The following is a 14,149-nucleotide window of genomic DNA, read 5'->3' as shown; positions in this document are numbered from 1 at the left end:
ATATCAAATCACTTTATATTATTTCTGCTTTATTTTTGCTTAATGGCTGCGGCAGTTTTACGCGTACCGAATACCAACGCCCTGAACTCACATTGCCTCAGAAATGGGATGATAAAATACGCCAATCTGGTGCGAATGACGTGATTACGTCAGTGCAGGGGGGGAATGTTGCTGGAAATTGGTGGGATAAGTTTAAAGATCCTCTGCTATCCCAACTGATCAATCAGGTATTAGAAAATAATAATGATTTAGCCACAGCGGCAATTAAATTAAAGCTTGCGCGAAGTACTGCTGGGTTAGCAAATACCAATATAACCCCAGATTTCTCCCTTGGGGGGTCAGCAAGTAATACAAAATCTATACGTCATGGAACCTCCCCTCAAGAAAGCTATAGCTCAAATCTAACCTTAAATTATGAAATCGATTTATGGGGAAAACTGGCACGTATTCGTGAAAAGAATGAGTGGGAAGCTATAGCAACCGAACAGGATTACCATGCAACAGCATTAGTGGTTATTAATACGACAGCACAATTATATTGGAATATTGCGCTGTTAAATCAACAGATTGATAACCTGATTGCGAGCCAAAAGATTGCAGAAAAAAGTCAGCAGCAAATTAAGTCATGGTATTTGGCAGGAAAAGTTAGCCAGCTGGATTTCTTACAATCACAGCAAACTGTGATTAGTCGAAAAAATGAATTACGACGGCTCATTAAAGAACGTGACAGCTCCCGTAATGCATTAGCGCTATTGTTAAACCGCCCTGCAGAGCAACATGTGCGTGAGCTCACCGCACTTAATCGAAATCAACGGATTGAAATTCTTAACGCGACACCGTTGGCCGTATTAGCACAGCGGCCGGATATTCAAGCCGCCGAGTCACGTTTACGTTCCGCGCTTGCTGATTCTGACGCTGCTAAATTGAGCTTCTACCCGACACTGTCTTTGCAAGGTGCGCTTAATGCGGGTAGCCAGCTGTTTTCTCAATGGTTTAGTGACCCGACACGGGTTGTTGGGGGGTCGGTTTCTTTGCCATTTATTCAGTGGAACACAGTGAAATTGACCATTGAACAATCCGACTTACAAGTGCAACAAGCTGCGGTGGCATTTCGTAGTGCGGCTTATACCGCCTTGTCAGAAGTCGATAATGCGATGGAGGCCCGTTTTGCCGCGGATGAAATTCGTCAGCAATTGCAGCAGTCATTATCACTTAGCCAGCAGCGACTAAAACTAACCAACAGCCGTTACAGAGCCGGTGCTGTGGATTATCAAACACTGCTTAATGCGCAAGATGACCTTTTAACTATTGAGAACTCATTAGCGCAAAATCAATACGATTATCTTTATGCAACGCTACAACTTTGGCTAGCACAAGGTGGCGGTAGCGCTCGACAGGAGGACAACCCATTATGAACCAAAAATCTCACTTTAAGCGCGTTGTTGTCACAGGTTATGGGGCTGTCACTCCTTTGGGGGATACGGCTTCAGCATGTTGGCAAGCGATTATGGACAAAAAGCTCGGTTATCGTTACGTTGATAAAACTGCACAAAATATCCACAGCCATTTTTTAGGGCTTATTGATAATGAACCCAGCTTAAAAGGGGTTCCTGCGGCTATTCGTCGTCGTTTACCACGCCATACGCGTTTAGCCTTGGGGGCAGCGCGAGAAGCCATGGATATGGCCTTCGCAGGCACGCCATTAACTGATTTTTATGACCCACTGATGTGCGGTGTCATTATGGGAACAGGATGGGCAGGGCTTGATGAAAGTTATATGTCAGTCAGTGAATTCGAAGCGACAGGGATGACCTCGCCTTTCAACTGTTTTTATGCAATGCCAAATGTGACAACGGCGGCTTGCAGCCAGTTTTGGAACCTGCGTGGATATCAAAACACGACCATCGCGGCTTGTGCGACAGGCACTATTGCGATTGGTGATGCTTTTGAAGCGATTCGTCATGGACGAGCCGATATGATGCTCGCTGGTGCAGGGGAGTCCTTGCGGACAGATTGTGCTGTATGGAATATCGATGTTCTTGGTGCTTTAACACGTGAAGCGGAAGACCCGACTCGTGCCAGTTGCCCATTTAGCGCAGATCGCAGTGGTTTTGTCCTTTCTGAAGGTGCGGCCGTATTGTGTTTAGAAGAGCGTGAGAGCGCTATTTCTCGTGGCGCCACCATTTTGGGCGAGATTACAGGGTATGCAAATTTTTCTGATGCCTTTGATTTTACATCACCAGCAGAAGATTGTGTTGCCCGAGTGAAAACCATTGAAATGGCTTTACAACAAGCGGGAGCTGCTCCTGAATCTCTCGATTATATCAATGCCCATGGAACCTCAACGGCTCTTAATGACTTAAATGAAACAGAATCATTGAAAAAGGCATTAGGTGCGGCAGCTTACCAAGTCCCAATATCCAGTACGAAATCCTATACGGGACATTTAATTGCCGCTGCTGGTAGCTTTGAAACCATTATTTGCTTGCAAACGATGGCGCATGGCGTGATGCCCGCAACCGCTAACTTACATCACCCGGACCCGCAATGTGACCTCGATTATATTCCTAACGAACACCGTATTGGTGAAGTTAAGCGTGCACTAAACCTGAGTTTTGGCTTCGGTGGGGCAAACGCGGCGCTGATTTTAGAGAAAGCGTTATGAGAACGTTACGTTATACCCTTGAGGATGCAAAACAGTGGGCATCATTTTCTGGTGATGATAACCCGATTCATTTCGACCTTGAATGGGTCAAAGCGAAGGGCGGAGATCAACTGAGTGTGCATGGCATGCGTGCACTACTCGATGTGAAACAATTCGCGAGTGAGTCATTAAATCACCCATTATTGGCTTCACAAGAGGTTACCGCCCCTGAGTTTATCAAATGTGTCGTGCGGTTACGCAATCCGCTATGGAACGATAAAGATTATCAATTAGTTGCACGAAATAAAGCGGGATCGGTGGCTTTACTCTCTTCTGATGAGCAACAAAACTGCTTAACTTGCCAATTGTCGCTCACCCCTCCACCGGTATTACATGAAATCGCCAATGAAATAATGATTTCGACCGCAGAGATGGTGAAATTGCAGTCAATATTTTCTCAGTTTTCCAACGAAATGTATGAATGGCAGTTTATTGACGCAGTTTTGTTCTGGTACTTAATTCATGATAGCTCGTTATTTGAACAACAAGAGATCGCACAATGGTTGCCGGTCGGCTCAACATTGAAAGATATTTTTTGCCGTTATCCTATCGTACAAACCCACCAAGAGGTGGTGTTTGACCGTGAACTTCTAACGAAATGGGCTCCTATCACCTCTCCTGAGCCTATTTACCTACGTATTTTGCCGGCCTTAGTGATCGCGGATAGTGAGAGTGGTCGATTAGTGAGTATTAGTATCGCCGCCCGCTACAGAGAAAAAATAATAAATAATTCAATAACATTGAAAGTTAATTCAATAACTCAATAAGAATGCAAGGATAAAACAAATGAGCCAATATCAAGAAATTTATATCAAAATTAGTGACATGATCTGTGATGCAAAAGATTTAGAAGCAGAAGAGTTGAATGCGGAGATGACTTTAGTCCAGTTAGAGTTCGATAGCTTAGATTATGTTGAACTTATGGTGCTTGTTAAACGTGACTTTAATGTTGCTTTAGATGCGGAATTTTTCCTAGAACATCCAGAAATTTCGGTGAAAGCGCTGTGTGAACATATTGATAAGGAGTCGAAATCTTAAAATGGCAAATAATCAATGGATACTCGTGACGGGAGGAAGCCGGGGAATTGGGCTCGCACTAGTTAGTGAATTGCGACGCCACTGGAATGTGGTTTTTACTGGGCGTAGCGTTGATGGCGTTAATGAAACACAAGCGAATCTTGAAAACTCCAATTTAGATACATGGGTGAAAGGATCCCCGTGTGATGGTAAGAATGAAGCACAAGTTGACGCGCTTTCTAGCTCGTTATTGGAACAATTTGGGACTCCTACGGCTATTATTCATAATGCGGGTATCACTAGGGACGCCTTACATATTCATCAAAATGCTGAAATCTGGCGAGATGTGCTAGAGAATAACGTCATTTCCGTGATGAATTGGCACCGTAAATTATTACCTGCAATGTTGATGGCGGGGAGCGGCTCAATCGTATTGATGTCATCAATTACTGGGTTAAAAGGCAATATTGGCCAAACAGCTTATGCGGCGAGTAAATCAGCGATGATGGGGTTGACGCGTTCATTGGCTCATGAAGTCGGGCGTTTTGGGTTACGTGTGAATTGTATTGCTCCGGGGCTTATTGATAGTGATATGACCCGTGCAATGCCTGAAGCTAAATTAAAAGCTATGTGCCAAAACATCCCGTTACGCCGCTTAGGGCAACCCCAAGAAGTGGCAGAGCTAGTTGAATTTTTGATTGGCAATAGCAGCCAGTACCTAACAGGTCAAACATTGGTCTTAGATGGTGGATTAACGGCGTAATTGCCCGTTTTAAGTGCTGTTAGCAGAACAAATATTCACTCGATAATTTATATTTTATATTTCCCCTTAAACGTCTTAGTCGATTTTCGTTTAAGGGGATTTTTATGAATTGAGACTCGGAAATAAATGAAAAACAGTAAACTCAAGTTAAAGAAGAATGGAATTATATTTATTTCAATTTAATTCATTATTAAACATTAAAAATAATTATATTAATTTTAATCTGGCTTGAATGACTCGATATAACGCATTAAAACCACACAATTTATATTGGATTATTGATCGTGCACAATACCTCACGGTGCCTCGGTTATAGAATGGTAATTGGAAGTCGATAAATAAATTAAAGATAAAAATAAATTTCAAAAAAGCCATTTTAAAACTTTGAAGCAATGTTAAGTGAGGCAGATATGAGTAAAGCATTATCTGAGGGAGTACTCCAATCGGAGATCAGCCGCAGGAAGCTAATGCAAACCAGTACCGTCGGGGGACTCGCTCTTGCAAGTGGAGCGCTAAGTTTACCTTTTAATAGTATTGCTGATACCAGTGAAATCACACCCAAAACAGCCATACCTGAAGAAAAAATAGTTTGGAGCGCATGTACCGTTAACTGTGGGAGTCGCTGCCCACTGCGTATGCATATTGTTGATGGTGAAATAAAATATGTCGAAACCGACAACACCGGCGATGATGTTTACGGAAATAAGCATCAAGTTAAGGCCTGTTTACGTGGGCGCTCAATGCGCCGTCGTGTCTATAACCCTGACCGCTTGAAATACCCGATGTTGCGTGTTGGGGCACGTGGTGAAGGTAAATTCAAACAAATTAGTTGGGATGAAGCCTACGATTTAATCAGCGATAATCTAAAACGGATTATTGCCGATTATGGCAATGAAGCTGTGTATTTGAACTATGGAACTGGCACATTAGGTGGCACAGTCGCACGTTCATGGCCGCCAGCGAATTCACCTATCGCCCGTTTGATGAACTGCATGGGCGGCTATTTAAACCATTACGGTACCTATAGTACAGCACAAATCAGCTGTGCGATGCCTTATACCTATGGTAGCGGGGCGGGTAATAGCGTTTCTGATATCGAAAACTCCAAGTTGGTGGTTTTGTTCGGAAACAACCCTGCCGAAACCCGTATGAGCGGTGGTGGGATCACTTATCAATTAGAGCAAGCGCGTGAGCGTTCTAATGCAAGAATGATAGTGATCGACCCGCGTTATACTGATACAGCAGCAGGGCGTGAAGATGAGTGGATCCCAATCCGCCCAGGAACAGACGCCGCATTAGTGGCAGGGATCGCCCATGTGTTGATCACTGAAGATATGGTTGATCAACCCTTCTTAGACCAATATTGTGTAGGTTATGATGAGAAAACCCTGCCAGCAGATGCCCCGAAAAACAGCCACTATAAAGCGTATATTTTAGGCCAAGGGGATGATGGCGTAGAAAAAACACCACAATGGGCTGCGCAGATTACCGGTATTCCGGCTGATAAAATCATTAAACTCGCGCGTGAAATCGGTTCTGCAAAACCTGCGTATATTAGCCAAGGTTGGGGGCCGCAACGTCATTCGAATGGTGAACAAACCGCACGTGCGATTGCGATGTTACCGATTTTAACCGGTAATGTTGGCATCAATGGTGGTAATACAGGGGCTCGTGAAGGGAATTATGATATTCCATTTGAGCGGATGCCAACGTTAGAAAACCCAGTCAAAGCAAGCATTTCCGTATTTTTATGGACTGATGCAATAGAGCGCGGCCCAGAAATGACCGCAACTCATGATGGCGTACGCGGCAAAGATAAACTGGATGTTCCGATTAAGTTTATTTGGAACTACGCCAGCAACAGCTTAATTAATCAACACTCTGATATTAATAAAACGCATGACATTCTTCAGGATGATAAAAAATGCGAAATGATAGTAGTGATTGATAACCATATGACCGCCTCAGCGAAATATGCGGATTTAGTCCTACCAGATTGCACCGCCTCTGAACAAATGGATTTTTGTTTGGATGGTGCCGCCAGTAATATGGGGTATGTCATTTTCGCCAGCCAAGCTATCGAACCGCGTTTTGAGAGTAAAACAGTGTATGAAATGTGTACACAAATTGCGCGTCGCATGGGCGTTGAAGAGAAATTCACCGAAGGGCGAACCCAAGAAGAGTGGCTACGCCATTTGTATGAAATCTCACGACAAAAGTTACCTGAGCTACCTGATTTTGAGACATTCCAGCAGCAAGGGATTTACAAAAAAATGAACCCACAAGGGCATGTCGTAGCACACAAAGCTTTCCGCGAAGACCCTATTGGTAATCCATTAAATACACCGTCAGGAAAGATTGAGATCTATTCATCTCGCTTAGCGGATATTGCGAAAACATGGACGCTAGCGGAAGGTGATTTGATATCAGCACTCCCAATGTATTCCCCAGGCTTTGAAAGCCATGATGATAAGCTCACCGAAAAATACCCACTGCAATTGAGTGGTTTTCACTATAAATCACGAGTTCACTCCACCTACGGTAACGTTGATGTGATCAAGGCGGCTTGTTTACAAGAGATGTGGATCAACCCTATTGATGCAAAACGTCGCAATATTAAAGATGGCGACATGGTACGAATTTACAACGATAGAGGGGAAGTGCAGATCGCTGCCAAAGTGACTCCACGTATCATCCCAGGCGTTGTCGCAATGGGGGAAGGGGCTTGGTACGCACCTGATGAAAACAAGGTAGACCATGGTGGTAGCCTAAACGTCCTGACGACTCAACGCCCGTCACCGTTAGCGAAAGGTAATCCGCAACACAGTAATTTGGTTGAAGTGGCAAGGGTATAGGGGGATAAATCATGACAACACAATATGGTTTTTATATTGATTCCGCACGGTGTACGGGATGCAAAACATGTGAGTTAGCGTGTAAGGACTACAAAAATTTATCTCCTGCGGTGAATTTTAGGCGCATTTATGAATATGCAGGGGGAGATTGGCAAGAAGATAACGGTGTGTGGCATCAAAACGTATTTAGTTATTATTTGTCGATTTCATGCAACCACTGCGAAGACCCTGCTTGTGTCAAAGTGTGCCCTAGTGGCGCGATGCACAAACGTGAAGATGGCTTTGTCGTTGTAGATGAAAGCGTGTGTATTGGCTGCCGCTATTGTCATATGGCCTGCCCATATGGTGCACCGCAATTTGATAGCGAAAAAGGGCATATGACCAAGTGCGACGGTTGCTATGAGCGTGTTGCGGTTGGTAAAAAACCGATTTGTGCCGAGTCTTGCCCATTGCGTGCATTAGACTTTGGCCCCATTGATGAATTACGTGAAAAACATGGAAATTTGGCCGAGATTGCGCCACTACCTGAAGCGCACTATACCAAGCCCAATCTTGTCATTAAACCCAATGCCAATAGTCGCCCTGTCAATGATACGACAGGCCATTTAGCCAATCCTCGGGAGGTATAACATGGGCAATGGATTACATGAATGGCCGCTAATTTTATTTACGGTATTAGGCCAAAGTATTGCAGGTGGTGTGATTGTAACGGGGCTTGCATGGTTATCGACAGACGATAAACCCCAAAAACAGCGTATTGTGAATGCGATGTTGGCATTATGGGTATTGATGGGCTTAGGTTTTCTCGCTTCTATGATGCATATGGGCTCACCGATGCGTGCATTTAACTCGATGAACCGTGTATTTGCCTCGTCACTGAGTAACGAAGTGTTATTCGGCTCTATTTTCTTTGCTTTGGGTGGCTTATGGTGGTTGTTATCCGCAATCAAAAAGATGCCAACAGGGTTAGATAAAGTGTGGTTAATCATCACCATGTTGATGGGGCTGTTATTTGTTTGGGCAATGACACGAGTTTATATGATAAGCACAGTACCGACATGGAACACGCCACATACCACTATCGGCTTCTTTATGACTCTGTTTGTTGTGGGGCCAATTTTAGGTACTTTACTATTACGAGTTGCTAAATTTCCATTTAATAGTGGTAAATTAGCGGCAATTAGTGTCGTTGCTTATATCGTGACTATTGCATCAGTACTACTGCAAAGTGGTGAGATTGCGCTTATCACCACCTCAGTACAGAAAGCTGTGGATTTAGTCCCTGACTTTGGTGTTTTACAAGTGGTACGCATCGTGGTGACCAGTCTCGGGTTGCTGCTATGGATTTTGCCTGTTGTGCGACAAAATCAGCCTTCGGTATTGAGTTTACTTCTTGGTACCGTGCTGGTACTGATTGGTGAATTTATCGGTCGTGGGCTATTCTATGGTTTACACATGACAGTCGGCATGGCTGTGGCTTAATTGGTAAACCTTTCAGCGCAGGAGATGGTTTCCTTGCGCTGATAACTTCAGAGACAATCAAATATGCAAGAAGCACGCTTTCTTGAACACGTCGCAGTGACAGGGCGAGTTCTGGGGTCTTTATTTTATTTCTCACCAGAAAATGAAAACAACGCAGAGATTATTTCGATTTTACAAGAGCCAACTTGGCATGAAGAATGGCCATTTGCTTTACCTTCCTTAGTAAAAATTAGCCAGCTTTTGCAATCCAGTGCTCAGGAGAATGAACCACTGAGTGAAGCATGGCAGCGCTTGTTTATCGGGCCTTATGCTTTACCCGCGCCTCCTTGGGGCTCAGTCTGGCTAGACAAAGAAAGAATTGTTTTTGGTGATTCAACCGTTGAGCTGCGCCAATGGATGCGAGCCAAAGGTGTTGAACCCGTAACGACACAAAAAGAGCCTGAAGACCACTTTGGGTTGATTTTGATGTTAGCGGCTTGGCTGGCTGAGCAAAATCGCAGAGCGGATTTAGAAGAGTTGCTCGCTTGGCACTTATTACCTTGGTCGGCACATTTTCTCGAAGTATTGATAGATTCGGCTAACAGCGATTTTTACCGCGCATTGGCGATATTATCGAAAGAAACACTGGATGGGTATCAACAACAGTTAACATTGCCTGTATTAGAGAAAGTGGTGTTTTACAAAGATACGTTATAAATAAAAATAGCACCGCTATTATTTGCGCGGTGCTATTGGTTTTTCATATCAATCAGATATCGATATTTACTATTGTGACCCACTTTGTTGCATATACGGTGTATACACACCCGTTAAGCTTTCAAGAAAGGCGACAATGTCGTCGACATCTTTTTGTGGCAGTTCTTTACCCACTTGATAGCGCAGCATCAGTTTTACTGCTTCATCTAAGGTTGCTACATCGCCGCGGTGGAAATACGGTGCGGTTAGCTCGACATTACGTAGTGTTGGGACTTTTTGGCGTAACTTATCGCGCTCATCAGAGGTGACATTCATACGACCAATATCTTGAGCAGTGATTTCACCGAACTCATAGTCTTTTTTCAGACCCAGAGGTTCGAAGGAACGACCACCTAAGATCACGCCACCATGGCAGGTTGCACATTTGTTCTCTTTAAATAACTGGTAACCATGGAGCTGCTGTGCGGTTAATGCAGTTTTGTCACCTCTTAACCAATTATCAAACGGAGAGTCTGGAGTGATTAAGGTTTTTTCGAACTCTGCAATCGCATCGGTGATGGTGTCACCCGTGAAACCTTCTGGGTAAACCGCATTAAAATCTTGTTTTAAGACAGGGTCTTTATCCAATTTTTCAATGATTTCATCCCATGACTTTGATGCCATTTCGATAGGATTTAATGGTGGGCCACCGGCTTGGGCTTGTAAATCAGGTGCTCTACCATCCCAAAATTGCTCGACATTAAATACAGAGTTAAACACCGTTGGCGCATTGATTGGGCCTACTGCGCCACCAACACCAATTGATGTTTTGCGGCCATCAACACCACCTGCATTGAGTGCGTGGCAGTGTGCACAAGAAATTGTGCTATCCCCTGACAGGCGTGCATCATGATACAAGCGGAAACCTAATGCGACTTTTGCATCATCAACATCCAGTGATTTTGGAATTGGTTGAATTGGTTCGTTGCGATGTTCAGCAGCGGTATCTTGGCTGGCATAGTGCTCTTCCCGCTGTTTAGCTATCCAATTCAATAGGTTATTACGTTCTTCATCACTGACACTACTGGCCCAATGAAGTGCAACATAACGTGTTGGAGGCATGGTGTGGTTCTGCATAACCCACTCAATTTTATTTAATTCACTTTGTGGTACAGGTTCTCCTGCGATGAGTGCAGCGCGAGCTGCCTCAAGGTTGAATGACTTATAACCTAGCTGAATATCGTATTCCATCAGTTGCTTAGCAATGGGGAATGATGCATAGGCAGGTAAATCAGTTGACGGTGTGTGACAGTAATCGCATCCCTTTTCGGCAAAGAATTGGAGGACTTGATTATTTTCTGCAATTTTAGATGTCTGAATGTCATTATTTTCTCTTCGTTGATTATCGTGATACCACACATATCCAGATAATCCAAAATAACCGAGTAAAAGCAAAAATATGACAGCGACCGTAATGCGAGTAAGTTTTTTCATTACACTATCCTTGAAAGATTGCGGTCAAATATATTTAAATATTTTTTAATTAATATAATTCTACAGCCGAACTATGATGGATAAATAAGTCCGAGAAGTTCTTGATTTTTATCAATGATGGCCATCGGTTTAAGCGATTGTTTAAATAAGATTTACCTATCAATGAAATAATAATTAAAAAACAAGCTGATGATTAAGTTTTATTAGATTGAATTTAAAGGATATTGTTTCAAATTAATCTTACTGCAATAGATTTTTAGTTCAATTTAATTGGTGGGTATTTATAAATGATAACTTCTTAATTATTAAAATAAATTGAGTAAAACTAATCGAAAAGTTTAGTTTTTACCTTTTTAATTGTTGTGGACTAAATGCATATTACAAAATAAGTAAAATATAAATTATTTAAGAAAACAATATTCCTGAAAATTATTGATTTTAGATAACCATAATATTGGCAAATAAAAAGTAATGACCTACATCATCATTTTTGTGCTTTCACCATTTTGTCATAAAATAAACATATTGTTGTTATGAATCTGACTTAAGTTCGTCGTAACTCAGTTAGGAGATAGCATTATGTTTAGTGTCGATACCCTGCTGCACGATATTTTTCCTCATCAAACACCAGGCAAATGGAAACGTCGCTTATTAAAAAAGCTTTTGTTTGAACAGGAATTTCACCAATTTGCTCAAGATTATCCGCACTTAAAGGGCTTGGATCTTATTGAACAAATCATGGAGTTTTTTGATATTTCTTGTGAAATGGTTGAGGGTGACTTAGAAAATATTCCGACTCAAGGACCTGTTGTCTTAGTTGCTAACCATCCGATAGGTTCACTCGATGGCCTTGCATTATTACGTGTGGTTGCTGCCGTTCGTCCTGATGTAAAAATAGTGGCAAATCAGTTTCTCAATTATATAGAACCACTAAAAAGCTTATTTATTTCAGTGGATAATATGAATAACCGAACCAGTCGACAACAAGTTGAAGCCATACAACAGCATTTGGATAAACAAGGGGCATTAATTGTGTTTCCTGCGGGGGAAGTTTCTCGATTTGGTCGCAAAGGGGTTCGTGATGGCCACTGGCGTACAGGTTTTTTGCGTTTAGCCGCAAAGGCTAGAGCCTCTATCGTTCCCATCCATATTCAAGGGCGTAATAGCCATTTATTTTACTTAACTTCGCTGGTTTACAAGCCATTATCTACTTTAATGTTAGTCAGGGAAATGTTTAAGCAGCGAGGAAAAAGATTAAAAATTCGTATTGGTGGCAGTATCCCATTTATTCATTGGCATGATGGTCATACGGCGGCTCATGAGTTAGCAGGGCGCTTTCACCGCCATGTCTATTTGTTGGGTAAAGGTAAGGAAGGGCTATTTATCAGTGAATCGCCAATTGCTTTACCAGAAGATAGAATTGAATTAAAAAAAGCGTTAGTGGCCTGTGAGCGGCTAGGAACTTCTCCTGATGGGAAAGCGATTTACCTTTATCACCGAAACCAAGAGGTAAGGTCACCGATCTTACGAGAAATTGGCCGATTACGCGAAATTGCATTTCGTGCTGTAGGGGAAGGTTCAGGTAAGCGCCGTGATTTAGACAGCTATGATGACGATTATTATCATCTGGTTTTATGGGATGAAAGCGAACTTGATATTGTTGGCGCTTATCGGTTTATACCGACTAAAAAGCAAATTGAGACCAAAGGCCTTGAGGGTATTTATAGCTCTAGCTTATTTCACTATGACCAAGCCATGATGCCAATATTAGCGCAAGGTATTGAGCTTGGTCGGAGTTTTATTCAGCCCAAATATTGGGGAAAACGGGGTTTAGATTACTTATGGTTAGGTATTGGCGCGTATTTGGCAAAATATCCACACTATCGTTATCTTTTTGGTCCTGTATCTATTTCTGGCTCAATGCCGATTGCGGCGCGTGACTTACTGATTACTTTTTATCGGCTCTATTTTTCAGCGCCACACAGCATTGCACAGTCACATCAGCCGTACCCGGCTTCTTTGCCACAGGTATTAGCCCAATTTTCAGGGGGCAATTACCATGAAGATTTGGTTAAATTGAAAAGCTTACTCAATAACATTGGCTGCTCGATCCCAACGCTTTATAAGCAATATACCGAATTATGCGAACCTGGCGGCGTACAGTTTATGGATTTCGGTACAGACCCCGCGTTTAACGATTGCATCGACGGCTTGGTGCTGGTGGATTTAACCAAATTAAAGCCAGCACGTTATCAAAGATATATTGGCGTTCACCAGTAAAATAAAGTGACTATTTTATTTGGTGATTATTTTTCAACTGAATTTGAAATTAATTAGCCACAAAACTGTCATCAATTTGACGTATTCAAGCCGTAGCATCATTGATAACGATTAAGTCCCAAAGAGGATAACAATGAACATGCAAAACGCTCTCTCTTCATCGAGTGAGTGCTCGGTCTTTTTGTCTCCTAAGCAAGAAGCGAGTGGCTTACAGATGATCTCAATACAAAATTTATCTCAGGCATTTTCACATCAATATGTGCTAAATGGCATTAATTTAACAGTAACCAAGGGCACCGTTCTTGCGCTATTAGGCCCTTCAGGCTGTGGTAAAAGCACATTACTGAAATTGTTAGCGGGTTTATTACAACCAACTGATGGCACTATTTATTTTGGCGAACAGCTTGTGGCGAGCTCACATCACCTTATCCCCCCAGAAAAACGCAACCTCGGCATGGTTTTTCAAGATTATGCGCTGTGGCCGCATATGACTGTATCCCAAAATGTTGCCTTTCCTTTACGGATGCGAGGTATTGCCCGCCTAGAAATACAGCAACGTGTGATGCAAGCTTTAGAACGCGTAGGGCTGGCTGATTTCGCCAAACGGAAACCTGCCGATTTGTCAGGCGGGCAACAACAACGTGTGGCTCTTGCTCGCGCTATTATCGCTGAACCTGAAATTTTGTTATTCGACGAGCCCCTGTCAAACCTCGATATCGCGTTGCGCCAATCTCTGTGTGAGGAAATGGCTCAGTTATTGCGAACCTTGGGGATCACTGCAGTGTATGTCACTCACGACCCTACTGAAGCCCATGTATTAGCACACCAAATCGCCCATATGCGAAACGGTAATATTGACAGTTTGACGACACTATAAAT

12 protein-coding genes are annotated in these 14,149 nt (G+C 42.8%); 11 read left to right on the top strand and 1 reads right to left on the bottom strand.

The annotated features are described in order from the left end of the window. The first annotated feature begins 2 nt into the window (after positions 1-2). The 9 genes from P3L44_RS18285 (at position 3) to dmsD (ending at position 9,517) form a co-directional block, all read left to right on the top strand. A complete protein-coding gene (locus P3L44_RS18285) occupies positions 3-1,415 on the top strand; it encodes an efflux transporter outer membrane subunit (protein ID WP_272662487.1) in 1,413 nt (470 codons plus the stop codon). Next, a complete protein-coding gene (locus P3L44_RS18280) occupies positions 1,412-2,665 on the top strand; it encodes a beta-ketoacyl-[acyl-carrier-protein] synthase family protein (protein ID WP_272662438.1) in 1,254 nt (417 codons plus the stop codon). The genes P3L44_RS18285 and P3L44_RS18280 overlap by 4 nt, the downstream gene beginning before the upstream one ends. Next, positions 2,662-3,471 carry a MaoC family dehydratase gene (locus P3L44_RS18275; RefSeq protein WP_047755905.1) on the top strand — a complete coding sequence of 270 codons (810 nt, stop codon included), beginning with the start codon at positions 2,662-2,664 and terminating at the stop codon, positions 3,469-3,471. Before P3L44_RS18280 ends, P3L44_RS18275 begins: the two co-directional genes overlap by 4 nt. 19 nt (positions 3,472-3,490) lie before the next feature. Then, positions 3,491-3,742: an acyl carrier protein gene (locus P3L44_RS18270; protein WP_004259523.1), complete on the top strand. Its 252-nt coding sequence runs from the start codon at positions 3,491-3,493 to the stop codon at positions 3,740-3,742. 1 nt (position 3,743) lies between these two features. Next, the gene (locus tag P3L44_RS18265; RefSeq protein ID WP_272662440.1) at positions 3,744-4,484 is read left to right on the top strand and encodes an SDR family NAD(P)-dependent oxidoreductase; all 741 of its coding nucleotides are present in this window, start codon (positions 3,744-3,746) and stop codon (positions 4,482-4,484) included. A gap of 410 nt (positions 4,485-4,894) precedes the next feature. After that, the gene (locus tag P3L44_RS18260; protein ID WP_272662442.1) at positions 4,895-7,339 is read left to right on the top strand and encodes a DMSO/selenate family reductase complex A subunit; all 2,445 of its coding nucleotides are present in this window, start codon (positions 4,895-4,897) and stop codon (positions 7,337-7,339) included. A gap of 11 nt (positions 7,340-7,350) precedes the next feature. Next, complete coding sequence (locus P3L44_RS18255) at positions 7,351-7,968, top strand: DMSO/selenate family reductase complex B subunit (RefSeq protein ID WP_004907698.1); 618 nt, start codon at positions 7,351-7,353, stop codon at positions 7,966-7,968. 1 nt (position 7,969) lies between these two features. Next, positions 7,970-8,821 (top strand): DmsC/YnfH family molybdoenzyme membrane anchor subunit, encoded by an 852-nt coding sequence (locus P3L44_RS18250; RefSeq protein WP_140171775.1) that lies wholly within the window; start codon positions 7,970-7,972, stop codon positions 8,819-8,821. Between the two features lie 63 nt (positions 8,822-8,884). After that, on the top strand, positions 8,885-9,517 hold the full coding sequence (dmsD, locus tag P3L44_RS18245) for a Tat proofreading chaperone DmsD (RefSeq protein ID WP_272662443.1): 633 nt from the start codon (positions 8,885-8,887) through the stop codon (positions 9,515-9,517). A gap of 69 nt (positions 9,518-9,586) precedes the next feature. Here the strand turns inward: dmsD and P3L44_RS18240 are convergent, their stop codons facing one another. Continuing rightward, entirely contained in the window at positions 9,587-10,990 is a 1,404-nt protein-coding gene (locus P3L44_RS18240; RefSeq protein WP_272662444.1) for a cytochrome-c peroxidase, read from the bottom strand. 579 nt (positions 10,991-11,569) lie between these two features. Here P3L44_RS18240 and P3L44_RS18235 point away from each other — a divergent pair. Further along, entirely contained in the window at positions 11,570-13,270 is a 1,701-nt protein-coding gene (locus tag P3L44_RS18235) for a lysophospholipid acyltransferase family protein (protein ID WP_272662446.1), read from the top strand. 214 nt (positions 13,271-13,484) lie between these two features. Then, positions 13,485-14,147, top strand: coding sequence for an ABC transporter ATP-binding protein (locus tag P3L44_RS18230; protein ID WP_140171883.1), 663 nt, complete (start codon positions 13,485-13,487; stop codon positions 14,145-14,147). Positions 14,148-14,149: the final 2 nt, after the last annotated feature.

It is taken from the genome of Providencia sp. PROV175 (assembly GCF_032707045.1).
Taxonomy (GTDB): domain Bacteria; phylum Pseudomonadota; class Gammaproteobacteria; order Enterobacterales; family Enterobacteriaceae; genus Providencia; species Providencia hangzhouensis.
The sequence above is the reverse complement of the archived record's forward strand: the minus strand, read 5'-3'. Positions and strand labels throughout refer to the sequence as shown.

Excerpts from the sequence above, each read along its gene's own strand:
- P3L44_RS18260 (WP_272662442.1), top strand. The coding sequence starts at position 4,895 with ATGAGTAAAGCATTATCTGAGGGAGTACTCCAATCGGAGATCAGCCGC.
- P3L44_RS18275 (WP_047755905.1), top strand. The coding sequence starts at position 2,662 with ATGAGAACGTTACGTTATACCCTTGAGGATGCAAAACAGTGGGCATCA.
- P3L44_RS18235 (WP_272662446.1), top strand. The coding sequence starts at position 11,570 with ATGTTTAGTGTCGATACCCTGCTGCACGATATTTTTCCTCATCAAACA.
- P3L44_RS18265 (WP_272662440.1), top strand. The coding sequence starts at position 3,744 with ATGGCAAATAATCAATGGATACTCGTGACGGGAGGAAGCCGGGGAATT.
- P3L44_RS18230 (WP_140171883.1), top strand. The coding sequence starts at position 13,485 with ATGATCTCAATACAAAATTTATCTCAGGCATTTTCACATCAATATGTG.
- P3L44_RS18270 (WP_004259523.1), top strand. The coding sequence starts at position 3,491 with ATGAGCCAATATCAAGAAATTTATATCAAAATTAGTGACATGATCTGT.
- dmsD (WP_272662443.1), top strand. The coding sequence starts at position 8,885 with ATGCAAGAAGCACGCTTTCTTGAACACGTCGCAGTGACAGGGCGAGTT.
- P3L44_RS18250 (WP_140171775.1), top strand. The coding sequence starts at position 7,970 with ATGGGCAATGGATTACATGAATGGCCGCTAATTTTATTTACGGTATTA.
- P3L44_RS18255 (WP_004907698.1), top strand. The coding sequence starts at position 7,351 with ATGACAACACAATATGGTTTTTATATTGATTCCGCACGGTGTACGGGA.
- P3L44_RS18280 (WP_272662438.1), top strand. The coding sequence starts at position 1,412 with ATGAACCAAAAATCTCACTTTAAGCGCGTTGTTGTCACAGGTTATGGG.
- P3L44_RS18240 (WP_272662444.1), bottom strand. The coding sequence starts at position 10,990 with ATGAAAAAACTTACTCGCATTACGGTCGCTGTCATATTTTTGCTTTTA.